Below are 24,718 nucleotides of genomic sequence, written 5' to 3' on the forward strand. Positions count from 1 at the left end.
CCGCAGTAGCTCAGTGGTAGAGCACTCGGCTGTTAACCGAGCGGTCGTAGGTTCGAATCCTACCTGCGGAGCCATTTTTATGTCCTGTTTAATGTGCTTCCATAGCTCAGCAGGTAGAGCACTTCCATGGTAAGGAAGAGGTCAGCGGTTCGAGCCCGCTTGGAAGCTCTCGAAAGTAGTTATGAAAAGACATCTTATGAATGGCCCCTTGGTCAAGCGGTTAAGACACCGCCCTTTCACGGCGGTAACACGGGTTCGAATCCCGTAGGGGTCACCACTTATATGGAGGATTAGCTCAGCTGGGAGAGCATCTGCCTTACAAGCAGAGGGTCGGCGGTTCGATCCCGTCATCCTCCACCATTTTAAACCGAAAAAATTACCATAAAATACTTGGTGAAATCCTAAATAGTATAGATTATACTAATAAAGTATTAAAACGGTTTAAAAACGAATATGCCGGTGTAGCTCAATTGGTAGAGCAACTGACTTGTAATCAGTAGGTTGGGGGTTCAAGTCCTCTTGCCGGCACTCTTCATATCGGAGGGGTAGCGAAGTGGCTAAACGCGGCGGACTGTAAATCCGCTCCTTCGGGTTCGGCAGTTCGAATCTGCCCCCCTCCACCATTATTTTAATATGCATTGAGTAATGGACAAGATATTGTCCCTTTTTTTCTTTTTGGGCTATAGCCAAGCGGTAAGGCAACGGACTTTGACTCCGTCACGCGTAGGTTCGAATCCTGCTAGCCCAGCCATTTAGAGCCATTAGCTCAGTCGGTAGAGCATCTGACTTTTAATCAGAGGGTCGAAGGTTCGAGTCCTTCATGGCTCATCTTGCGGAAGTAGTTCAGTGGTAGAACATCACCTTGCCAAGGTGGGGGTCGCGGGTTCGAATCCCGTCTTCCGCTCCATAATCTTATATAAATGATCAAACCTTAAATGCTATGCAGTTAAGGTTTTTTTTATTATAAAAGACAGATGTTATTCCCTGAAAAAATATAGTAAGCCACTTTACTAATCATATAAGAAATGGGCCCAAGTAATACCCAAGAGAAATAACGGACAGTCAGCTCAATTTCACGTAAATAAAGGTATTTCTGACCGAATTTGAAGACTGAGAGAGAAACATGAGGTATGATAAGAATTAAGTATTTGTAGACATATTCAAGAGGTTCGTAATTAAATTTATTTAGATGAATAATAGTGAAATCCTGTTTATTTCTAATTGCCCCAATTTAGTGAGTGTGGGTTTACTCTAAAAGAAATTAGATAGGTTTAATCGCTAACTTATAAGATGAATCATCTGAATTCTCAGAAGAGATTTAGGTGAGAGGATGACTTAATACTGTGGAAGGAAATATAGGAGAATACTTGTGAGAGATAAAAAGAGAAAACGTCTTGGATAAAAGAAACGAAGGGTTCTAAAATACCAACGTGGTTAATGGAAAATAATCATAAAGATACGATTATTTCTGTCAGGGATTCTTTTATTACAGCTGCCTATAACGATTGTAACGTGTTCGCAGCCAATGATGAAAGAACACTTAAAGAGTGATCAATTATTAACCAAAGGCTGATTAAACTGGTATATGGGTTGATCATATAATTTCTATAAAGAAAAGCAGCTCCCCATTATACGGATTACTACTTTTTATAGACGTATCTAGTTTGGGTTTGATAGAGATTAATTAATGAATCCAATTCAGTACTTGCTTTTATGACATCAGAGTCAAGCATTGAGGTCGAAGAGGCAAGTAAAATCATTCGTTGGCGACATCGTTCAATATCTTTCATAAGTATATGTAGTTCCAAGTCCTCACTCCTATCTGCAAGAGTTTTATTACCTTTATTACCCATTTCTGTAGAGATTAAACAGGTGTTTGGTTGTAAAATAAATATTATTTTTATTGAAACTTTTCTCAAGGCCAATGCGTATAAATGCTGAGGGCCGCCAATGCGGAAGGATGGACAATTTGGAAGGACTTATTAAAGAAAGAATCCAGCAAGTGCTGGGAGGAAAACAACAAGCATATGAGGATATCGTTGAATTTTATAAGGACAGGGTATTTCAATTGTGCTATCGCATGCTGGGTGACCGCTATGAAGCAGAGGATGTGGCACAAGAAGCTTTTTTACGGGCTTATTTAAATATCCACACATTCCAGTTGAACAGAAAGTTCTCCACATGGTTATACCGGATTGCTACAAATTTATGTATCGATCGGATACGGAAAAAGAAGCCGGATTATTATCTTGATGCAGAAGTAGCAGGTACAGAAGGGCTTGATATGTACTCTCAGATTCCTTCAGATACGAAGTTGCCAGAAGATGAGTTGGAGAGTTTAGAGCTTAAGGAACAAATCCAAAAAGAGATTCAAAATTTGCCTGACAAATATCGTTCGGTTATTGTATTAAAATATGTAGATGAACTTTCTTTAAAAGAGATAAGTGAAATTCTAAATTTGCCTGTAGGAACCGTGAAAACACGAATTCATAGAGGAAGAGATGCACTGAGAAAATCACTGCGATCTATATAAATGAGGTGGATCAAAATGAAACTATGCCCTGAAAACATCGAAGATTATATGCATGATTATCTCGACGAAGACATTAACGAAGAGAGTGCCAGTGTGCTTCTTGAACATATAGCAAAATGTGATAAGTGTATGAACACGTTTCATGAGCTTAATAGAACAGATGCCTTTCTTAAAAGCACATCTATTCCTGCACCCAGCGGATTTACCGCGAATGTAATGGGTAAATTGCCAAAGCAATCAAAAGGAGAATTAATTACCAAATGGCTGCAGCGTAACCCTGTATTAATAGCCGCGTCTCTTTTCATCCTTCTGATGGGCAGTACTTTATTTTCATATTGGGGAGAAGATGAAAAACAGTTCTCTTTCTCTAAAGACCCTAATCTGGTAGTTGAGGGACAAACTGTGATAGTCCCTGAAGGAAAAACAGTTAAAGGTGATCTGGTAGTTAAGAATGGGAATATAAAAGTGGAAGGCAAAGTAAATGGGGATGTAACGGTTATTAATGGAGATAATTATTTAGCAGGAGCCGGTGAGGTTACTGGAAATATAGAAGAAATTGATAAACTCTTCGAATGGATTTGGTACCATATGAAGAATACCATATCAGGAGTGTTATAAATCATAATAATGAACTTACACAAGGCGATCCGTTTGGATGGCCTTTTTCTATATGAAATTGTACTGAATTCTTAGAGTTTGTGGAACAGTATGTTATAATAATGGGGTTATACTAACATAGCGGTATATAACTGTATATAACCGTTCATGGGAAAGGACATGACTGGAGGAAATGACATGCCGTTTCTAAACAATTTTTCTTTATTGGATTATGTTATTAGCATAACCGACATATTTCTTGTTTGGTTTGTTTTTTATAAATTATTGCAAATTATTAAAGGAACAAAAGCTGTACAGCTATTGCGTGGAATTCTCTTAATTGTAGTTGGCCGATTTGCCAGTGAAGTTATTGGATTAAATACCTTAAGCTATTTATTGGAGAATGTAATGACTTGGGGAGTTTTAGCAGTTATCATTATCTTCCAGCCTGAGTTACGACGGGCGCTCGAACAATTGGGCAGAGGTCGGTTTTTTACAAGGACAAATTTTCAGGAAGAGAATGTGCAGGAGCAAACGATCGAAGCTATTATTAAATCAACCACTTATATGGCCAAGCGCCGGATTGGTGCCCTGCTCTCGATAGAAAGAGAAACTGGTCTTAATGATTATATTGAGACAGGTATACGTATGGATTCCAGAATTTCATCTGAGTTATTAATTAATGTGTTTATCCCGAATACTCCGCTGCATGATGGAGCCGTTATCTTACAAAATGGCACTGTTGCAGCTGCTGCATGTTACCTTCCGTTATCTGAAAGTCCGTTTGTCTCAAAGGAATTGGGTACAAGACACAGAGCGGCACTTGGGATAAGTGAAGTAACCGATAGCTTAACAATCGTTGTTTCGGAAGAGACGGGGAGTATCTCATTAACTAAAAACGGTGAGCTTTATCGGAATCTTTCGATAGAAGAACTACAAAATATGCTTGAAAATGAATTGTCCATAAATACAAAAACGACCTCTTCGAATATCTGGAATTGGAGGTCGAGAAAAGATGGATAAACTTACTTCTAATAGTTGGTTTATGAAGGTTGGAGCGTTTTTCATAGCTATATTTCTGTTTTTTTCTGTCAATAGTGATCCGATTAACAATTCTTCTAATCCTTTTGATACACCTTCAAGCACTGAAACAGCTACTATTAAAAATGTACCTGTTGAAGTTTACTATGATACAGATAATTTAATTGTCAGTGGAATACCTGAAACCCTTGATATTACAATAGAAGGGCCTAAGAGCATTGTCATATCAGCTAAAAATAAAATGGATTTTGAGTTATATGTGGATTTATCAGATCCTAAAATCGGGTCCCAAAAGGTACCAATAAAGGTGAAGAATTTATCTGATAAAATCAACTATACTCTAGCACAGGCCAATACGACAGCAGTGGTGGAAGAAAAAGTATCTGATGAATATAAGGTGGAAGCCGAATTTGATAAAACCCTTTTGGCGGAAGGATACACTTCAGACCCACCATATGTGAATCCACCAACAGTTCATATAACAGGAGCCAAAAGTAGTATTGATAAAATTGCTGTTGTAAAAGCAACTGTAAAAACTGACTCGCATGTAACAAATGATATTACAACAGAAGCAACCGTACAGGCATTTGACACTAATATGAACTTGTTAGATGTAACCATCGAACCAAGTACTGTTGACATTTCAATTAATGTAAACAGCCCTTCCAAAAAGGTCAGCCTATCTGCTGAAGCTACAGGTTCACCACCTGAAGGTGTTACGATTGAAAGTATTAAGATAGACTCAGAAACGGCTACCATCTATGGCGGGGAATCCATTCTTAAGGATATTAAGGAAATAAAGATACCAGTTGATATCAGCAATATTGATGATGATACTGAGATTGAAATCCCTGTTAGCTTGCCTGATGGAGTGGTTGGTTCATCTGTCGACACGGTAAAAGTGACGATCAAGATAAAGAAGGATAATGCTCGAACTATCTCGAATATACCTATTGAAATAAAAGGGGTAGACGAGGAAAAATATACAGCCGAAATACTTGATCCTGCAAACGGTATGATAGACCTGGCCATTGAAGGCGACGAATCTGTAATAAAGTCCTTGAAATCCAGCGATTTTGATGTATTTATTGATGTAAAAGAACTGAATGAAGGAAGTCATAATGTAACATTAGAGGTGAATGCACCAGATAAGGTTCATTGGGAACTACCAAACAACAGCAAGACAGTTAAAGTAGAAATAACAGAAAAAGATCCAGAAGGATAATGAACTTACACTCTTCTGATATGGTGAAAAGGAAAATTTAAGCATAATACATGAAGAGAATTAGTAGAAGGAGAGATTTTTAATGGGTAAATATTTCGGTACAGATGGTGTGAGGGGTGTAGCAAACAGCGAATTGACACCTGAGCTTGCTTTTAAGCTAGGCCGATTTGGCGGATATGTTTTAACGAGGCATAATGAAAACCGTCCTAAAGTAATAATAGGCCGCGATACAAGAATATCCGGATTTATGCTGGAAAGTGCTTTAGTGGCTGGTCTATTATCTATGGGAGCGGAAGTTATGCGTTTAGGTATCATTTCCACACCTGGTGTTGCCTATTTAACAAAAGCTTTAGGCGCAGAAGCAGGTGTTATGATTTCTGCCTCCCACAACCCTGTAGCGGATAATGGCATCAAATTCTTCGGGTCTGATGGGTTTAAGCTATCGGATGATCAGGAAGAAGAAATTGAAGCATTATTGGATATGGAAGAAGATCAACTGCCAAGACCAATTGGCGAAAATATTGGAAGAATTAATGACTACCTTGAAGGTGGACAGAAATATATTCAATATTTAAAACAAACGGCTGATGAAGATTTCACGAATATACATGTTGCGCTAGATTGTGCACACGGAGCTACATCTTCCTTAGCGACACATTTATTTGCTGATTTGGATGCTGATGTTTCGACAATGGGTGCTTCTCCCAATGGATTGAATATAAATGAAGGTGTCGGATCAACACATCCAGAGAAGCTGGCTGAATTTGTACTTGAGAAGGGTGCAGATGTAGGTCTGGCTTTTGATGGAGATGGAGACCGTTTGATAGCCATCGATGAAAAAGGCAACATTGTTGATGGAGATCAAATTATGTTCATATGTGCCAAATACATGAAAGAACATAATCGTCTTAAGCATAATACGGTTGTATCAACAGTCATGAGTAACATGGGATTCTATAAAGAATTGGATGTAAATCAAATCTTGAGTGCGCAAACAGCTGTTGGAGATCGATATGTTGTTGAAGAAATGAAAAAAGGCGGATATAACCTAGGCGGAGAGCAATCTGGCCATATCATTTTCCTTGATTACAATACAACAGGAGATGGATTATTGACAGGTGTTCAGCTCATAAATATTATGAAGTTGACGGGCAAGCCACTATCTGAACTTGCCGGTGAAATGAAAGTTTATCCACAAAAACTTGTCAATATCCGTGTAACGGATAAGCATCATGTGACAGATAATGAGAAAGTCAAAGCGATTATTGAAAAAGTGGAAGAGGAAATGAGCGGAAACGGGCGTATTCTAGTGAGGCCGTCCGGTACAGAGCCACTTGTTCGTGTAATGGCTGAGGCACCTACACAGGAGCAATGCGATCAATATGTTGAGCGAATTGCTGATGTTGTAAGGGCTGAGATGGGACTAGAGTAGAATGATAAATAGTATATGCATAAGGGGAACGATTCTTCCTCTTATGCATATTTTATATATGTGTAACTTGATTTTTGAAGGATATATGTATAATCCTGTAAATGTTGACGAAATAAGAGCATATGGTGTATGCTGAAAAATGAGTCTAAAATAATAAGGAGGGTAGAGTGTTCTATAGTTAATAAAGCGCCAGGACTGGAATAAGCCAGTTGACGAGGTGGAGGTTATCGATTTTTCGGCGGATGCCTTCCGGTTGCATGCACAACTGACCCTCTTTTTACTAAATCAGTTTGGTGACAAATTGGACAGAATAAAAAGAGATGCATATATATCAATTAAATTATTTAGAGATAAGGGGGCAAGAGTGCCCCCGGGCGTTCTTGTTCCCTTCATCTTTCTATAGGAGGATAAACAAGTATGTGTGGAATCGTAGGTTATATTGGAAATCAAGATGCTAAAGAAATTTTGCTAAAAGGCTTGGAAAAGCTTGAATATAGAGGATATGATTCAGCTGGTATTGCTGTCATGAATGAGAACGGTGTACATGTGTTCAAAGAAAAAGGAAGAATAGCTGATTTACGTGAAAGCGTGGATATGACAGTACAATCTTCCAAAGGAATTGGGCACACTCGCTGGGCAACTCATGGTGTACCAAGCATAAGAAATGCTCACCCTCACCAAAGTTCGAATGCACGTTTTACGATTGTTCATAACGGTGTAATTGAGAACTATGAGTTATTAAAGAGGGAGTACCTTCAAGATACAGATTTAGTGAGTGATACGGATACAGAGGTAATCGTTCAGCTCATCAGCAAATTTGTTGAAGAAGGACTTAATGTAGAGGCGGCTTTTGCTAAAACTTTGGGACTGTTGCATGGTTCTTATGCAATTGGTTTGCTGGATGCACAAGATGATGAAATCATTTATGTAGCTAAAAATAAAAGCCCGTTATTAGTGGGTGTAGGTGCTGAATTCAATGTAATTGCAAGTGATGCGATGGCTATGTTGCAAGTAACTGATCAATTTGTTGAACTAATGGATAAAGAAATTGTTCTTGTTACAAAGGATAAAATCACCATTAAACAATTGGATGGTACAGTGGTTACTCGTGAACCTTACACAGCACAGCTGGACGCTAGCGACATTGAAAAAGGAACTTATCCACACTATATGTTAAAAGAAATTGATGAGCAGCCTTTAGTGACTCGTAAAATCATTCAAGCTTATCAGAATGAAGCGGGAGAGCTGGAAATAGACGGAGCGATTATTGAAGCAATTAATGAAGCAGATCGTCTGTATATTGTTGCTTGTGGAACAAGCTATCATGCCGGCCTAGTTGGAAAACAAATGTTTGAAAAAATGGCTAAAGTACCGGTAGAAGTACATGTAGCTTCCGAATTCAGCTACAATATGCCACTACTATCAGAAAAACCATTATTCATTTTCATTTCCCAAAGTGGTGAAACAGCAGATAGCCGTGCCGTACTTGTACAAGTGAAAGAAATGGGCTATAAAGCCTTAACGATCACTAATGTACCTGGATCTACATTATCCCGTGAAGCTGACTTTACGTTGTTGTTACATGCCGGTCCTGAAATTGCTGTTGCATCTACTAAAGCATACACAGCACAAATGGCTGTATTAACAATCCTGGCAGCTGTTGTAGCAAAAGCAAAAAATCAATTAGCAGATTTTGATGTAGTAAAAGAATTGGGTATCATTGCGAACGCAATGGAAGCTTTATGTGATGACAAAGATAAATTCGAAATGATTGCTCGCGAATATCTTTCTGTTACACGTAATTGTTTCTTTATCGGACGTTCTGTCGATTATTTCGTTGGCCTTGAGGGTGCGTTAAAGTTAAAAGAAATTTCCTATATTCAAGCGGAAGGCTTTGCCGGCGGTGAACTTAAACACGGTACAATTGCCTTGATTGAAGAAGGAACTCCTGTTATTGCTTTAGCAACACAGGAAGCTGTAAACTTAAGCATCCGCGGTAACGTAAAAGAAGTGGTAGCACGTGGTGCTAATCCTTGCATCATCTCCATGAAAGGACTTGAACAAGAAGGAGACGCATACGTACTTCCAGAAGTGAACCCAATGTTAACACCTCTTATCTCTGTAATACCTTTACAACTTATTGCTTACTATGCATCCCTTCACCGTGGCTGTGATGTGGATAAACCTCGTAATCTAGCAAAATCGGTTACGGTTGAGTAAGAATATCTTTAATAACAAAACCTCTTGCGGATATTGAGTCCGCAAGAGGTTTTTTTTAACTTGATAAAAATAGGTAGAACACCTGTAGAATACCAATCTGAATAAACATTTACTTATATACATTCTTGAAGATCCTTCCTATCCATATAAATTCACCAACCTTCTCGTTTTGAATTTTTTTAAATTCTACCCGCAACATATAGAAACTCTAGTTTGTTTAGATAAAAAAGAAAGTTTATAGAAAGCGCATTCATTTACATGCTATACTTGTATTAATAGTACATAACCAAAGAAATCGATAATATATATGAACTTTGTCTTTAATACTAAAAATACAGGTGTGTGAAGGTATGGAAATGAAAGTTTCAGATATACCAAGGGAAAAGAAACCTTTGTATATTACAGTATATGACAAGCTTTTTAAGCGAATAATGGATGGTACGTTCCCATCAGAAAGTAAATTACCGACTGAACCTGAATTAGCCAGAATGCTGGGTGTAAGCAGAATGACATTGAGACAGGCGTTAGCCCTGTTGCAGAATAATGGATTAGTTAGCTGCGTTCATGGAAAAGGAAACTTCATTACAAAGACTTCAACTATAAAAAATAGTGAAGGATTAGAGAAAATAGGAAACCCTATATATAAATGTCATACCGAAGCAATCGATGATGTAGAATTGTATTTTAGATTAGAGTTAGAAAGTGAGTATACTCAACAAGTATTAAAAAGAAAAGCAGCAGCAGTAGTTGTTTTTGATCGCTGGTATAAACGTAAAGGAGAGGTAGTAGCTTATTCTTTTACATGTATGGCCATCGATATGGTTTCGGAATTGAATATGGATTTGAAAAATAAACAGCAGGTATTAGAAATGGTTGAAAGAAAAGTATATAGTTTGGCCAATTCAGCAACGGTTGAAATTAAGCAATCAAATTTCTGGAACATCCCCTCATCTAAATACACATTAATGGGTGGAGAGCAATGCAACCTATTAGTAGAAAGTATTTATATCAATGAACAGTATCCCATAGTTTATAACAAATACTATATTCCAAAAGAATTCAGCTCAATAAAAATAAATGTGACGAAATAAGATATCAGTAATAAACGAAAAGGATGAATCGATTTCAAAGATTCATCCTTTTTGTATGTTTCATGGTTTTGTTAGTACGTATGATTCGTAATAGATCAGCTATCTCTCCATAGAGAAAATGATTATTCATACTTATAACTTCTTGCTTTAAAGTGGATCGATCTGAGTAAACTTTATACAACTCTCTAGACAACTATATAAAGTTGTTTGAAAAATAAGCAATTTATTACTCTTCACTCATTGACAGAGACTTAATTAACGTGCTATGTTAAAAATATCCTGCAATACAACTTTTTGGACAACTATATAAGTGTTGTTTGTTGGAAGGTTCTTTTAGTACAAGTAAGCGATTGCAGGGGTCGTATGGATTTTTATTTAGGAGTGAATGAGGGTGAGTAGACAAATACATCAAGAAACATCGGATATTAAACCAAATGGAGTATAAATCACAGAAATAATGCTTTTACCTGGAGTTCTTTACGAGCATTAATATAAGCAATCTATTACTTTATCTTTACTCGTGAAATGATTCACTAATGTATTTAATGGTTGCGATACGTGAAGGAATGAAATATAGCAATCTAGAGAGCATCAACAATTTAATGAAAGAAAGTGAACTGACAAATGGTAACAATCAATGAAACATCGCCGGAGGCCAATTACAATCGTGTTAAAAAGGCTGTACCTGCTATTCTATTCTTCTTTGTTTTTGCGTTAATTATTGATAATTCTTTTAAATTAATTTCCGTTGAGATTGCAAATGATCTCGGAATTTCAGCATCAACTGTCAGTTGGCAAGCTACGCTTGCAGGACTGGTTATTGGAATAGGAGCGGTCGTATACGCATCTTTAGCCGATTCTATCAATATAAGGACACTAATCATTGCAGGGATCATCCTAACTTGCGTCGGTTCAGTATTAGGTTTTGTTTTTCAAGACTCATTTATGATGATTTTAATTTCAAGAGTAATTCAAGCATCTGGTTTAGCAGCTGCTGAAACATTATATGTTATCTTCGTCATGAAGCATTTGCATAAAAAAGATCAGAAGCTATTTTTAGGATTAAGTACAAGTAGCTATTCATTGTCCCTTGTTATTGGTTCAGTAACGGGTGGTTATATATCTACCTATCTTGATTGGACTATTTTATTTATCGTTCCGTTGTTATCCCTTTTGATTCTTCCTTTTATTATGAAATATTTGCCGAAAGAAGAATCAAAAAAGAGTTCGATAGATGTTATTGGATTAATCCTGATTGCAGCTATTGCCACAAGCATCATGCTGTACATGTCTAACTTTAATTGGATCTTTATTGTTCTCTTTATCATTGCGATAGGGTTGTTCATAGCGTATATCCAAAGAAGTTCAAAAGCTTTAATAAGTATTTCGTTTTTCAAGAATAAACAATTCGTAAATACGCTTGGAATTGCCTTTATTGTTTATTCCATTCAATTAGGCTATATCTTTATGTTTCCATTCCTAATTCAAGATTTATATGGATATGAACTGGATAAGGTATCTCTATTGTTAATTCCCGGCTATATAATTGCTGTCATAGTTGGTGCTCTTTCTGGGAAAATTAGTACATTTTTATCAAGCAAAATGACTATTTCAATAGCTATCCTTTGCATTGCACTTAGTCTAGTCCTGCCAGGCTTATTTGTGGAAAGTTCCGTAATCATTTTCGTTATTTCCATGATTTTATTCTCTGGATCATTTGCCTTGATGTATGCTCCATTACTTGATACATGTATTGGTACCATTGCAACTGAAAAAACAGGAACAGCAATTGGTTTTTATAATCTGATTATAAACGTTTCTGCATCGATTGGTGTCAGTTATACTGCAACCATGATGGATTCACTATCGTACACTACTATCTTATTCGTACTGGCTATTCTCTCTTTATTTGCCTTTGCAGCGTACTGGCTGTTTGTAGAGCGATTGAATAAAACAGTATATGTAGCTCAATTAGAGAAATAGAATAAGTAGTTACTATAGTTAGATGGAAGAAGAGTTAAGTGGAAGATAAAGTACCTAGGCTTCGTTAACAGTTGCTATCTAATAAGTAAATGAAGTCAGTCTGAAACTGTACTCCCAGTCATTTAAAAAAATAGTTAGGTTACAACAAAAAGATGATCTCTGTATTATACAGGATCATCTTTTTCGTATTTCCTAGATATCTACAATTCGTTTGAAGGTACGCTTTTTTTAATTCGTTTGTTAAGCAAATGAATATTTGATCTTTAGTATCCCTTTATATTATCGTGACGACCGATTCTACAATTTGAACGATGGCAAAAAATAAACCAATATATGATATTAATCTAACCATATCAAAATAATTGCATCAAATGTCCGAGAACCAAAACAAAATAATTGTATATATTAGTATTACTTAGCGTTTTCCTTTTTTGTTTATGAAAAAGCTAAAGTCATCGGAGAGAGATTACACATAATTGTTTAAGGAGAGATGTGAAGTGTATGAACTTATCTGTTATTATTCCCATTCAGAATGAAGAAGCTACCTTGACCGAGGTTTTAAAAGAATTATTAAAATTAAATCCTTATGAAATGATCGCTGTTATAAATGGTTCGACTGATAGATCGGAAGAAATAGCATTAGAGTTTGGTTGTAGAACGCTCGTTTTCGATGAACCACTTGGGCTCGATATTGGACGAGCTATCGGAGCAAAAGAATCTTCGGGTGATATATTGCTTTTTATCGACGGTGATATCGTGATTGCTGCGGAAGACTTAGAGGCTTTGCTTAATGGTATTAACAATGGGGCAGATATAGCATTGAATGATTTAAGTTGGACGTTAAGACGAAAAATTAGACCACATCTATCAGCAATATCAAAATATACTTTTAATCATATCCTGGGTAAGGGTAGCTTTTCTGTTAATTCCATAGTTGCTGTTCCACATGCAATGAAAAGATCCGTTTTAGATGTGATTGGCTGGGAAAGTTTAGCATGCCCTCCATTAGCCTACTCGATTGCTGTCATGAAGGATTTAAAAATTTGTGCTCCCATTTCGATTGACGTTATTACTACAAATAAAATACGGCAGAAGCATCAAAAGAGGATAGATGAATCGCCTTTCTTATTTTCAACGAGTTTAATTATTGGTGACCACCTGCAAGCAGTTGCCAATCTAATAGAAGAAAAAGGGGTAAGAGGCGGTTTAAATGATGGTGCGAGAAATCGATTATTTTTACATGAATATGTAAAGTCTTTCAATAAAAAGGCTAAGCAAAAGGTTAAATATAGTGCCATTATTCCTGCTGGTAAAGAACCGGATACTATTGCAGAGGTTATTAGTGAAGTAAAGAAGGCTGGGGTAGACGAAGTGATTGTTGTATTAAATGGATCTGACGAATTAACGAAGAAAAAGGTTGAGGATTCGGGCGCTGTATCTATTACTTTTGATGAACCACTTGGTCACAATATACCAAGAGCGATTGGGGCTCTCCACAGCACCGGGGAAATCTGCTTGTTTTTAGATAGTGATTTTGTCATTAAAGCAAACGACCTTGTTCATTTTCTTGAAGCAGTTGAGTCAGGAGTAGACGTTGCATTAAATGATTTAGAAACCTTGTTGGACCAAGCTCATCCTCTACATGCAGTAAGTGCTGCTAAATATTTTTTGAATATGGTACTAAAGCGAGAGGATTTGAAAATCAATTCGTTAACTGCCATTCCACATGCAATGAAAAGAAGTGTAATAGAGGATATCGGTTTTTCTTTATTAATGTCACCGCCCTTGTTTCAGGCAAAGGCTATATTAAAAGGATATAAAGTTGAAGCAAAACATTATGTTGATGTTGTGAAACCTAACAAAATCAGATTGCAACATCGCCGTCAGCCGGATGGTCGAGTGGAATCTACGGATCGTATTTTAGGTGACCATGTTGAAGCCCTATCTTATTTATTAGATTTAGATAAAAGATATGGATATACAGATGGAAATAGAAGATGGGAAATGTTATGCGAGGAAAATGATCAGGTGGCTGTAATCGGTTTGGGTTATGTTGGTCTACCTCTAGCCCTTCACCTTGCTAAAAAAGGCTGCCGTGTTATTGGTATTGATCAGGACGTAAAGAAAATTGATTTATTGCAAAAAGGATTAAGCTATATTCCCGACGTACAAAATGAAGAAATAGTTGATACCTGTAGGTTTCAACCGAAGCATACAGAAGAAGCAGCCGATTTATTAAAAGAAGTATCCTATATTATTGTGACTGTAGCAACCCCTATTAATGATAATCTCGAGCCTGATTTAAGCGCTATAATTTCAGCGACTAAGTTTATTCGGAAACATTTGCAAAAAGGACAAACCATTATTTATGAAAGTTCTACTTATCCTGGGACAATTGAGGAAGTTATTCAGCCTATTTTTGCATTAGATGGCTTAAAGACAGGAGATGATTACTATTTATGTTACTCTCCTGAAAGAATTGATCCTGCCAATAAGAAGCATACCCTTGAATTAATACCAAAAGTGATAAGTGGACAAACCAAGAATTCTTTAGAGAAAATCAATCAGTTTTACAGCCGGTATTTTAAGCAAGTGGTACCTGTAAGTTCTCCAAGAGTAGCGGAGTTGGCGAAGCTATTTGAAAATACACAAAGATTGGTGAACATTTCCTTGGTAAATGAGTTGGACGCACTTTGTGAAAGAATAGGTGTTGATTTTCACGAAGCTCTTCAGGCAGCTGCAACAAAGCCATTTGGATTCACTCCATATTGGCCGGGCCCTGGTATTGGAGGACATTGTATTCCTGTTGATCCAATCTATCTACAATGGAAATTCAACCAGTACGGTTTAAAAAGCGAACTGGTGGCTGTTGCCAGAGAAATCAATGAAGCAATGCCCAAGAAAATAGTAAACAAGGTAGAGGCTAAGCTTGAAGATAAAAATAGCTCTATTCTAGTGATAGGACTAGCTTATAAAAAAGATGTAAATGATGTGCGAGATTCACCAGCTTTAACGATTTTTAATGATCTTATCAATAAAGGCTATAAAGTGGACTATCATGATCCTTACGTTCCAAGCATTCTAATAGAAAATAAAAACTATCAATCCATCTCGCTAACTAAAGAAACTATTCAGAATTACGAATTAACCCTTCTTCTAACAGACCATAGTACGCTTGATTATTCTCTTTTATCCGCAGTGGAAAATTTAATTGATACCAGACATGTAATAAAAAAGGAGAAATGATGAAAGGAAAGTAATGCAGGCTTTTAAGGGGGGATGCCATAGATTAAAAGGAGGAAATGAGTTTGGATGGATCTAATTTATCTGTCATTGTCCCAATAAGTTTTAAAGCCAGTGAGAGAACAATTAGGAATCTAATGAACGAGTATCAATCGATGGAAAATATTGAATTAATCTTTGTCGCTCAGTCGATAAGATTTAGTTGTCACTTGTTAAGCGATGTAATTTGGATTGTTGATGAACCCTGGAATGAAGTATATGAGGCACATTCAATTGGTGTGCAATATTCATCGAGAGAAATTATATTGTTTATGGATGTTAATCAACATCTAACAGCTGCAACTATTCATAAATTTGTGCAACCGATTTTGTTAGGTGATGCAGATGCAGTACTAAATGATATGGATTATGAATATCGAAAAAAACGCCACCCTATACCTTCTATAATATTCTCCCAATTGACCAATTATTTTATCAACCGATCTGACTTGAAAATAGACTCAATCATGTTTTTGCCATATGCATTAACAAAGCAGGCTATTCAATTAATTGATGCGAAGACATTGGTGAATCCAGTGTTCACCCACGTGAAATTAAATCAACAAGGTTGCAGGGTATCTCATCATCTTCCAATTAGAAATATTTTTAAACTGCAAGACAAAGAGTGGGAAAACCGAGACAATCGGGAGATTCTTGATTATTATTTGCAAGCATATGTTCATTGCTTCAATAATCATGCTCGTTCTGTCTATTCTGATGGAGGACGTAGACTAGACTTATTGAAAAGTTTAATAGCAGGTAATGAAGCAACTATGCCTTTAATTAATTCAAATGAATATTATCAACCACATGCTAGATTGTCGATTATTATTCCGGTTCAAAATGAAGAAAAAAGCATTAAAGAAGTATTGGAAGAATGTAAAAAGTTAGATCCTCTGGAAATAATCGTGGTTGTCAACCAATCTAATGACCGTACGGCTTTAATTGCGTATGAGTCTGGAGCGACAATTATCAAATACAATGAAAAACTAGGCTTAGATACTGGTAGAGCAGTAGGAGCTTATTTTGCAATGGGCGATATATTGTTATTTATCGATGGTGATTTTGTCATCCCAGCTCAAGACTTAAGACCATTTATAGAAGCGATTGAGCAGGGGGGGGATGTAGCATTAAATAATCAAAATCATTATTTAGACAATACAAACCCCTTACATCTCGTTACGGCCTGTAAATACGCTATTAATCTTGCCTGTCAACGAGGAGATTTAGGAGCGGGCTCTACTGTCGCAGTCCCACATGCCCTTAGTAGGAAGTGTGTGGAAGCGATTGGATTTGAATCATTAGCAAATCCGGCATTGAGCTACGCAATGTTACTATTAAATGGTTTTATGGTTGAAAATATACACCATGTTAATGTTAACAAAATGAATCGTTTTAGGCCGGCTAGTCATTATCCCAACCAAAAGGGCTCTTTAGCGCCGACAACATCCGTTATAGTTGGAGACCATATAGAAGCATTGACTTATTTAGGGAAAGAAAGCCACCTACGTACAAAGAGCGAAAAATGATGACGTGTAAATATGAAGGCGGTTTTGATGTAAGCCTGAAATTACTCATAGATGCGAATAAAGAAGAGAAACACTAGATAGTTGTGAAGAAGCCAGTTTAGGAATTGACTTTGAGTACGAAAACGATGTAATCGTTCTAACTTAATATTATGTGTTTCCAAATCATTAAATAATGATTAAAACAGACTGTACTTTAGCTGAACAATAATAAGGGGATGAAGAAATGGCAGTTGTTAATGAAAATTGCTTTGATATTTGTTTGAAAATCACTGTGAGTACAAGAAATGGACGAAGACGTGCGAAAACAGAGGTACAATCTGAAGATGCATGTACAGGAATTGATTTTGAGTTTGAAAATGGGGACTTTATTATTACTCTACCGCTAGTTGCGTGTGTAAGAACAACCTTACGAGATAATTTAAGTGCAGACGCACAATTGATAAGCTTATCCTTACCAGGATATTTCTAATAAAGATCAAGAATGGAGGGGCTGTACAGGATGAGCAGATATATCTGACTTCCGAGTACAGTCTTTTTGGTTTGTTCACTGCCATTTATTGATGAAAAAATATAGAGAAGAGTATAACCCAAGTTTGAGAGGCTGATTTTCCTGAAACAATCGAAATACCAAGGAGCAGATCTTGATTTTAATTTTCTTCTATAAATCAATTACTATAGCAAGCATATTCGTGATTTATTAGGTTAGAAAAGGAATATAAAATTCAGGATTAGTTAAGAAAGTATTTTTGTAATTTTTTTAAAAAGACGCTGTGTATCCGATTGATTCCATAAATGAAAATGATTGACAACGTCCTGTGATTTCATGTAATGTAATATGTAACCGGTTACATATGGAACCGGTACCACAATTTCTCAGGGGTTTTAATATGGCTACTATAAAAGATGTCGCGAAGTATGCGGGAGTTTCTGTAGCGACTGTATCAAGATATTTAAATCAAGGTTATATCAGTGAAAATGCACGCAAACAAGTAGAAGATGCCATTCACGCTTTGGGGTATCAGCCTAGCTTGATTGCAAGATCATTAAATACGAAACAAACAAATGCAATTGGCCTTATTATTCCTGACATCACGAATCCTTTTTTTCCTGAACTGGCAAGGGCGGTGGAGGATGCTGCTTATGAGAGCGGGTATGCGGTCATACTATGTAATTCCGATGAAAAAGCAGAGAAAGAACTCCGGTACATAGAAACTCTTACGAGAAAGTATATAGCTGGGGTTATTTTGGCAACAAACGAAATGGAGATGGAGTATTACAGCAAACTTAATATTCCGTTAGTAGCGCTCGATCGACCGATTGGTGAAAATTTCCCAACAGTTATGACTCAGAATATTGAAGGAGCAAAGCTTGGAGCGGAATATCTGCTCAGTCAGCAAATTAATCATCTAGTTTGTTTGCGAGGCCCGGTTGGATTAAAACCAGCTGAAGATCGGTTAAACGGATTTCTGCAAGCAGCAGAAAAGGGTTCAGTAAAAACAACTGTCATTGAGTGCCCATTTGATTTTAATGAATCAGAGCGTATTGTATTTGAATTATTGAAAGATAATCAAACCATTGATGCTATCTTCGCTTGCAGTGATGTATCCGCAATAGGAGCAATAAAGGCGGCGCATTCTCTTCAAATAAAGGTACCGGAGCAATTGCAAATACTCGGCTTTGATGGAATTATGCTCGGGCAAATGACGACGCCAGGCTTATCGACAGTAGCCCAGAATATTTATGAGCTTGGCTCTAAGGCAACCAAATTACTGATTAAACAAATTAATGGAGAAGAACTCGAACAAATGACTGAGTATGTAGCTCCGCAATTAATAATTCGAGGCTCAACAAAGGAGGTAGTACAATGATTACCATAATAGGAAGTATAAATATGGACTTAGTTTGCCAATCAGGAACATTCCCTGAGCAGGGCGAAACCGTGCTCGGGGAACGCTTTGAAACCATTCCAGGTGGAAAAGGAGCTAATCAAGCAGTTGCTGCAGCCCGCCTAGGAAGTCAGGTTGCGATGATTGGCGCAGTCGGCAACGATAGCTTTGGCGATATTCTCATTAATAATCTAAGAAAAGAAAAAATTGATATAAATGGAATTAGCAAAGTATCTGATAGTACGGGTATAGCGAATATTATCGTACACGATCGAGACAATCGCATCATTGTAGTGCCGGGTGCAAATTTTAAAGTCGATACGGAAATGATAGATCAATATCGCAAGACAATTGAACAATCGAAACTAGTCATTATGCAGCTCGAAATTCCACCAGAAACAGTGGAGTACATACTGAATTTATGCTCAGAGTTAAAGGTTCCCGTAATCGTAAATCCTGCACCAGCACAAAATTTTAGAATGGACTGGATGGATATGATTACGTTCTTAACGCCTAACGAAACAGAATGCAGTTTAATAATAGGGCTTTCAGCTGAACAAGCAGTCAGGCAGTACCCAAATAAACTGATAGTCACCTTGGGAGATAAAGGAGCTATGTATTGTGACGGTAAGGAGATTATTCACGTAAAGGGATTCCCTGCAAACCCGATTGATACAACAGGGGCAGGTGACACGTTTAATGGAGCTTTTGCTCATGCTTATATAAATGGTAAATCCATCAAAGAGGCTATCCATTTCGCGAATATTGCCGCATCATTATCTGTTGAAGGATTTGGCGCCCAAGGCGGAATGCCTGGAATAGAAGCGGTAGAGGCAAGGGTAAGGGGGAAAGCTTAATGAAGAAACAAGGAATCATTAATCGTGAATTGGCCGGTATTTTTGCCAAACTTGGCCATACAGACCAGATTGTTATAGCTGATTGCGGACTGCCAATTCCTGACGAAACACTATGTATCGACTTAGCCTATAAGCTTGGAGAACCGGGATTCATTCCTGTTTTGGAAGAGGTACTTAAAGACTTGGAAGTTGAGAGGGTCTTTATAGCGGAGGAAATGGAGAATTTGAATCCAGATTTAAATCGATATATTCATGGTTGTTTTAATGATATAGAGAAAATAACGCATGAGGAACTTAAAATACAAACTAAAGCAGCCAAGGTAATCATTCGTACAGGTGAAGCTTCACCATATGCAAATATCATTTTACAGAGCGGCGTTATTTTTTAACAAAGGGTGGGTGAACAGCAATGATTCAAATGTCCGGTATTTCAAAAGCATTCAGTGGTAATGTCGTATTGCGGGATGTCCAATTTGAATTGCTAAATGGAGAAATTCATGCACTTATGGGAGAGAATGGGGCAGGAAAATCTACACTTATGAAGATCCTGTCAGGTATTTATACAAAAGACAACGGAGAAGTGAGAGTCGACGGCCAATTGATGGATTTTAAATCTGCGAAGGATTCTGAAAAGCAGGGTATACATGTGATTCATCAGGAGTTGAATATTTTACCTGACCTTACCGTAGCCGAAAATCTGTTTCTCGGCAAAGAATTAAAGTATGGGCTTGGCATTTTGAAACGTAAAGAAATGGAACAGGAAACAAAAAAGCTATTGATTAAGCTTGGCTTAGATATTCATCCACGGACCAGGGCAGGTGATTTATCTGTCGGGAAGCAACAAATTATTGAGATTGCGAAAGCGATTGCGTCTGATGCTAAATATATTGTTATGGATGAACCTACTGCTGCTTTAACAGATCGTGAAATCCAAACTTTATTTAAAACTGTTAGAGAGTTGAAAAGCAAAGGAATTTCATTCGTCTATATTTCCCACCGTATGGAAGAGATATTTGCCATTTGTGATCGAATTACCGTATTGCGTGATGGTGCATATGTAGGTGTGAAAAAGATTCCGGAAACAACATTTGATGAAATCGTTGCGATGATGGTTGGACGTCAGCTGGGAGAGCGTTTCCCCTCCCGTAGTGTCAAAATAGGCAATAAGAAACTGGAAGTGAAGGGATTAAGTTCGGATGATGCCTTTCAAGATGTGTCCTTTACCTTGCATCAGGGAGAGGTGCTGGCACTCGCTGGATTAATGGGAGCAGGCAGAACCGAAATAGCAGAGTCCCTGTTTGGATATAGAAAATCTACTCAGGGAGAAATATTCCTTGATGGTCAGAAAGTCCATATCCGAACCCCTATGGAAGCTATGAAGCTAGGAATTGGCTTGGTGACAGAGGATCGAAAATCGGAAGGCTTAATTTTAGATTTCTCAATCAAAGAGAATATTATGCTTGCAAATTTAGAAAAAGGTTCTAAGGCTGGTGTCATAAAGCCAAGCAAGGAAAATGAGCTTGTTCAAAATTACATAAATCAGTTACGAATACGCTCCTCAAGTGCAGAACAACCGGTTAAATCTCTTTCAGGGGGTAATCAACAAAAGGTTGTGATTGCTAAGTGGCTTGGGACTCATCCAAAAATTCTTATTCTGGATGAACCTACTCGTGGGGTTGATATTGGCGCTAAGAAGGAAATCTATCACATTATTAATCAATTAGCTGAGGCTGGTGTTGCTATTTTAATGATCTCTTCTGAACTTCCGGAAGTTATTGGCATGGCTGATAGAGTACTAGTGATGCAGGAAGGCAAATTGACTGGCGTAGTAGAGAAGGATGAAATGACTCAGGAAAGAATTATGCACTATGCAACAGGAGGAGAGAAAATTGTCTAAAGTAAACTATAAAGAGTGGCTTTCAAAGCTTGGCCCGTTATTTGGTCTATTGTTATTAATAGTGGTAGTCACGATTATGAATCCGAGCTTCTTGACAGTTTCAAATATTTTAAACGTTTTAAGACAAGTTTCAATAAGTGGACTAATTGCATTTGGGATGACATTTGTTATTTTGACCGGAGGAATTGACCTTTCTGTTGGATCTACTCTCGCCTTAACCGGTGCGGTCGCAGCAAGTTTACTTGCCAGCGGAATGGATCCAATTATTGCGATGGGTGCTGCTCTCATACTCGGTTTAATTTTAGGTGCCATCAATGGAGTTATCATCACAAAGGGAAAAGTTGCTCCATTTATCGCTACATTGGCAACCATGACAATCTATCGTGGATTAACACTTGTTTATACGGAAGGAAAGCCAGTATCTGGACTGGGTGATTCTATTACCTTTCAAATGTTTGGGAAAGGGTACTTTTTAGGCATTCCTGTTCCTGTCATTACTACGATACTAGCATTTATTGTTTTATATTTCATTCTTCATAAAACGACTTTTGGACGCCGTGTCTATGCAGTGGGAGGAAATGAAGACGCTTCCAAATTATCAGGTATCAATACGGATCGAGTAAAAATTTGGGTTTATGCGATTACAGGACTTTTAGCCTCTATTTCAGCATTAATTTTGACATCACGTCTAAATTCAGCACAACCGACAGCTGGTGAATCCTATGAGTTGGATGCCATTGCAGCCGTTGTGTTGGGAGGTACCTCATTAACGGGAGGACGTGGCTGGATATTCGGTACATTAGTTGGAGCTTTAATTATCGGAGTACTTAATAACGGAATGAATTTAATTGGAGTCTCTTCATTCTTCCAACAAGTTGTGAAGGGTGCAGTTATATTAATGGCAGTTCTCTTGGATCGAAAAAAACAAGCATAAAGGGAGTGTACTAAATGAAAAAGTATTCATTAATCCTGTTAGCAGCAATGTTATCCGTTATGTTGGCCGCTTGCTCAATGGAGTCAGGCAGCCAATCAGAGTCTAAATCATCCAAAGAAAAAGGGGATATGGTCATTGGATTCTCCGTGTCTACATTAAATAATCCGTTCTTTGTTTCATTAAGTGAAGCTGCTGAAAAGAAAGCAGAAAGCCTTGATTCAAAAATCACGGTAGTAGATGCTCAGGATGATGCTTCTAAGCAAGCGTCTGATGTGGAAGATTTAATTCAGCAAGAAGTTGATATGATAATGATTAATCCAGTGGACTCCTCCGCGGTTTCTTCAGCTGTTGAATCAGCTAATAGCGCCGGAATTCCTGTTATTACGGTAGACAGATCGTCAGAGGGTGGAGAAGTTGTTTCTCATATCGCGTCTGATAATAAGGCCGGAGGTAAATTAGCAGGGGAATATTTACTGACTTTAGTAGAAAAAGGTGCTCAGGTTGCTGTATTAGAAGGAATAGCAGGCTCATCAGCAGCTATCGACCGTGGTGATGGATTTAACGAAGCCGTAAAAGATTCAGTTGAAATAAAAGCTAGCCTGACTGCTAACTTTGATCGTTCGGAAGGTTTAACAGTTATGGAGAATATTCTACAAGCTAACCCGGATATTGAAGCAGTGTTTGCACAAAATGATGAAATGGCACTTGGTGCTTTAGAAGCAGTTGAAGCGAGTGGAAAAGATATCATTGTTATTGGTTTTGATGCGACTGATGATGCAGTCAAAAAAGTTGAATCTGGTGAGATGGCGGCTACTGTTGCTCAGCAGCCAGGTTTAATTGGTGAGACAGCCATTCAGGCTGCTGTTGATTATTTAAGTGATAAAGATATCGAAGAATCTATACCAGTAGAGCTCAAGCTTATTAAAGAATAATAGTTTTACGATTATCGTATATAAATTGCTAAAATCTATTTCAAAATACTAAGGCTGTCGACCAAGTCGGCAGTCATTTTTTTATTTAAAGACGGCTTTTTCTATTTAGGTTAATTAAAATGAAAGACGGGTGATAGCTGGGGTTAAGCGGCTATGCCCAGCCTATGAACCGGCTATGGAATAGCTATACCGGGGGAAAGGCATGTCAAAGGTAGGTGAAGTCCCGGGGAAAGAGACTATGCCCGGGCTATGCCCCGGCTATGGAGCGGCTATACCGGGGGAAAGCCATGTCAAAGGCAGGTGAAGTCCCGGGGAAAGAGACTATGCCCGGACTATGCCCCGGCTAAGGAGCGGCTATACCGGGGGAAAGCCGTGTCAAAGGCAGGAGAAGTCCCGGGGAAAGAGGCTATCCCCTACCTATGCCCCGGCTACGGAGCGGCTATACCGGGGGAAAGCCCTGTCAAAGGCAGGTGAAGTCCTGGGGAAAGAGACTATCCCCGGGCTATGCCAGTTTAAAAATGAACCTTCCAGTTCGCTAAAGCAGAATACAACATAAATTTCAAAAAATAAGATACAGTTTGGTAAAAAGCGGTACTATTAATCTACATATTTTTATGAAGGGGAGGACAGCGCTATGCTTTAGGTTAAACATAATCAGGTATCAGGATATAAAGAGAAAATAATTCATTATTCCACTTTAAGCAAAATTGAGGATTCAAAGAGCCTGGTCATCATGTTTCCGGGTGTGGGATATACTGTTCAGGGACCTCTGTTTCATTTTGCCACTGGGATATATTTAAACAAAGGAATGGATATTTTGCATTTAGAGTACTCGTATGGAGATAATTCTTATTATGATTTTACCGATGACCAGTTAAGCGAAGCGGTGATTTACGATTCCGGAGCAGTCATTGATCGAGTTCTAGAGGAAAAAGATTATGAAAATTTTTATCTGATTGGAAAGTCCTTTGGAACCATTGCGATGAGTAATGAAATAAGAAAAGCCCGATTCAAAAAGGCAAAAGCTGTGTGGCTGACTCCTTTATTAAAGAGGGATGATGTATTTACTGCCATGAAAGAGAGTTCTGGACAAGGACTATGCTTTATTGGTGATCACGATCCTCATTATGTAGAGAATCGATACAAACAGTTGAAGCAAAATCCCAATATGATAATGAAGCTTTATCCTAAAGTGAATCATAGTATGGAATATGAAGAGGATATACTTAAATCAATAGATGTAGTAAAAGATGTTATACGGGATATTGATCAATTCTAA

The 24,718-nt window shown here is 37.7% G+C and carries 19 protein-coding genes, 8 tRNA genes and 1 pseudogene; 27 read left to right on the forward strand and 1 reads right to left on the reverse strand.

The features are described 5' to 3' along the window. The first annotated feature begins 95 nt into the window (after positions 1 to 95). From AC58NB_RS14050 to AC58NB_RS14085, 8 genes are all read left to right on the forward strand, one after another. Positions 96 to 168, forward strand: a tRNA-Thr gene (locus AC58NB_RS14050). 34 nt (positions 169 to 202) lie between these two features. Continuing rightward, positions 203 to 277, forward strand: a tRNA-Glu gene (locus AC58NB_RS14055). Between the two features lie 7 nt (positions 278 to 284). Further along, positions 285 to 360, forward strand: a tRNA-Val gene (locus tag AC58NB_RS14060). Between the two features lie 95 nt (positions 361 to 455). Then, positions 456 to 528: transfer RNA gene (locus tag AC58NB_RS14065), tRNA-Thr, on the forward strand. 11 nt (positions 529 to 539) lie between these two features. Next, a tRNA-Tyr gene (locus tag AC58NB_RS14070) sits at positions 540 to 623 on the forward strand. Positions 624 to 676: 53 nt separating this feature from the next. Further along, positions 677 to 751 (forward strand) — tRNA-Gln (locus tag AC58NB_RS14075). 4 nt (positions 752 to 755) lie between these two features. Next, positions 756 to 828 (forward strand) — tRNA-Lys (locus tag AC58NB_RS14080). Between the two features lie 4 nt (positions 829 to 832). Further along, positions 833 to 907: transfer RNA gene (locus tag AC58NB_RS14085), tRNA-Gly, on the forward strand. Positions 908 to 1,640: 733 nt separating this feature from the next. On the opposite strand, the gene AC58NB_RS14090 is transcribed toward AC58NB_RS14085, so the two are convergent. After that, entirely contained in the window at positions 1,641 to 1,808 is a 168-nt protein-coding gene (locus tag AC58NB_RS14090; protein ID WP_497427472.1) for a Spo0E family sporulation regulatory protein-aspartic acid phosphatase, read from the reverse strand. A gap of 152 nt (positions 1,809 to 1,960) precedes the next feature. Here AC58NB_RS14090 and sigW point away from each other — a divergent pair, with 152 nt between their 5' ends. From sigW to AC58NB_RS14185, 19 genes and pseudogenes are all read left to right on the forward strand, one after another. Next, entirely contained in the window at positions 1,961 to 2,533 is a 573-nt protein-coding gene (sigW, locus tag AC58NB_RS14095; protein WP_497427473.1) for an RNA polymerase sigma factor SigW, read from the forward strand. A 15-nt stretch (positions 2,534 to 2,548) separates the two neighbouring features. Further along, positions 2,549 to 3,151, forward strand: a complete 603-nt coding sequence (locus AC58NB_RS14100; protein WP_497427474.1) for an anti-sigma factor family protein — start codon at positions 2,549 to 2,551, stop codon at positions 3,149 to 3,151. A 159-nt stretch (positions 3,152 to 3,310) separates the two neighbouring features. Continuing rightward, positions 3,311 to 4,153, forward strand: coding sequence for a diadenylate cyclase CdaA (gene cdaA, locus AC58NB_RS14105; protein WP_497427544.1), 843 nt, complete (start codon positions 3,311 to 3,313; stop codon positions 4,151 to 4,153). Further along, the gene (locus AC58NB_RS14110) at positions 4,146 to 5,396 is read left to right on the forward strand and encodes a CdaR family protein (protein ID WP_497427475.1); all 1,251 of its coding nucleotides are present in this window, start codon (positions 4,146 to 4,148) and stop codon (positions 5,394 to 5,396) included. The genes cdaA and AC58NB_RS14110 overlap by 8 nt, the downstream gene beginning before the upstream one ends. A gap of 82 nt (positions 5,397 to 5,478) precedes the next feature. Continuing rightward, on the forward strand, positions 5,479 to 6,828 hold the full coding sequence (gene glmM, locus AC58NB_RS14115; protein WP_497427476.1) for a phosphoglucosamine mutase: 1,350 nt from the start codon (positions 5,479 to 5,481) through the stop codon (positions 6,826 to 6,828). Between the two features lie 417 nt (positions 6,829 to 7,245). Continuing rightward, positions 7,246 to 9,048, forward strand: coding sequence for a glutamine--fructose-6-phosphate transaminase (isomerizing) (gene glmS, locus AC58NB_RS14120; RefSeq protein WP_497427477.1), 1,803 nt, complete (start codon positions 7,246 to 7,248; stop codon positions 9,046 to 9,048). A 350-nt stretch (positions 9,049 to 9,398) separates the two neighbouring features. Beyond that, on the forward strand, positions 9,399 to 10,139 hold the full coding sequence (locus tag AC58NB_RS14125; RefSeq protein ID WP_497427478.1) for a GntR family transcriptional regulator: 741 nt from the start codon (positions 9,399 to 9,401) through the stop codon (positions 10,137 to 10,139). Between the two features lie 624 nt (positions 10,140 to 10,763). Next, entirely contained in the window at positions 10,764 to 12,122 is a 1,359-nt protein-coding gene (locus AC58NB_RS14130) for an MFS transporter (RefSeq protein WP_497427479.1), read from the forward strand. 501 nt (positions 12,123 to 12,623) lie between these two features. After that, a pseudogene (locus tag AC58NB_RS14135) lies at positions 12,624 to 13,712 on the forward strand (glycosyltransferase family 2 protein); the annotation flags it as partial. A 414-nt stretch (positions 13,713 to 14,126) separates the two neighbouring features. Beyond that, positions 14,127 to 15,368, forward strand: a complete 1,242-nt coding sequence (locus tag AC58NB_RS14140; RefSeq protein WP_497427545.1) for a nucleotide sugar dehydrogenase — start codon at positions 14,127 to 14,129, stop codon at positions 15,366 to 15,368. A gap of 62 nt (positions 15,369 to 15,430) precedes the next feature. Further along, positions 15,431 to 16,933 carry a glycosyltransferase gene (locus AC58NB_RS14145; protein WP_497427480.1) on the forward strand — a complete coding sequence of 501 codons (1,503 nt, stop codon included), beginning with the start codon at positions 15,431 to 15,433 and terminating at the stop codon, positions 16,931 to 16,933. 223 nt (positions 16,934 to 17,156) lie between these two features. After that, positions 17,157 to 17,402 (forward strand): hypothetical protein, encoded by a 246-nt coding sequence (locus AC58NB_RS14150; RefSeq protein WP_497427481.1) that lies wholly within the window; start codon positions 17,157 to 17,159, stop codon positions 17,400 to 17,402. Between the two features lie 418 nt (positions 17,403 to 17,820). Then, the gene (locus AC58NB_RS14155) at positions 17,821 to 18,801 is read left to right on the forward strand and encodes a LacI family DNA-binding transcriptional regulator (protein WP_497427482.1); all 981 of its coding nucleotides are present in this window, start codon (positions 17,821 to 17,823) and stop codon (positions 18,799 to 18,801) included. Next, positions 18,798 to 19,676 (forward strand): ribokinase, encoded by an 879-nt coding sequence (gene rbsK / locus AC58NB_RS14160; protein WP_497427483.1) that lies wholly within the window; start codon positions 18,798 to 18,800, stop codon positions 19,674 to 19,676. The genes AC58NB_RS14155 and rbsK overlap by 4 nt, the downstream gene beginning before the upstream one ends. Beyond that, positions 19,676 to 20,065 carry a D-ribose pyranase gene (rbsD, locus tag AC58NB_RS14165; protein ID WP_497427484.1) on the forward strand — a complete coding sequence of 130 codons (390 nt, stop codon included), beginning with the start codon at positions 19,676 to 19,678 and terminating at the stop codon, positions 20,063 to 20,065. The genes rbsK and rbsD overlap by 1 nt, the downstream gene beginning before the upstream one ends. A gap of 20 nt (positions 20,066 to 20,085) precedes the next feature. Continuing rightward, on the forward strand, positions 20,086 to 21,573 hold the full coding sequence (locus AC58NB_RS14170; RefSeq protein ID WP_497427485.1) for a sugar ABC transporter ATP-binding protein: 1,488 nt from the start codon (positions 20,086 to 20,088) through the stop codon (positions 21,571 to 21,573). Then, positions 21,545 to 22,507: a ribose ABC transporter permease gene (rbsC, locus tag AC58NB_RS14175; protein ID WP_497427486.1), complete on the forward strand. Its 963-nt coding sequence runs from the start codon at positions 21,545 to 21,547 to the stop codon at positions 22,505 to 22,507. The genes AC58NB_RS14170 and rbsC overlap by 29 nt, the downstream gene beginning before the upstream one ends. Before the next feature lie 14 nt (positions 22,508 to 22,521). After that, entirely contained in the window at positions 22,522 to 23,439 is a 918-nt protein-coding gene (gene rbsB / locus AC58NB_RS14180) for a ribose ABC transporter substrate-binding protein RbsB (RefSeq protein WP_497427487.1), read from the forward strand. A gap of 808 nt (positions 23,440 to 24,247) precedes the next feature. Next, complete coding sequence (locus AC58NB_RS14185) at positions 24,248 to 24,718, forward strand: alpha/beta hydrolase (RefSeq protein ID WP_497427488.1); 471 nt, start codon at positions 24,248 to 24,250, stop codon at positions 24,716 to 24,718.

It is taken from the genome of Pradoshia sp. TA40_28 (assembly GCF_059694525.1).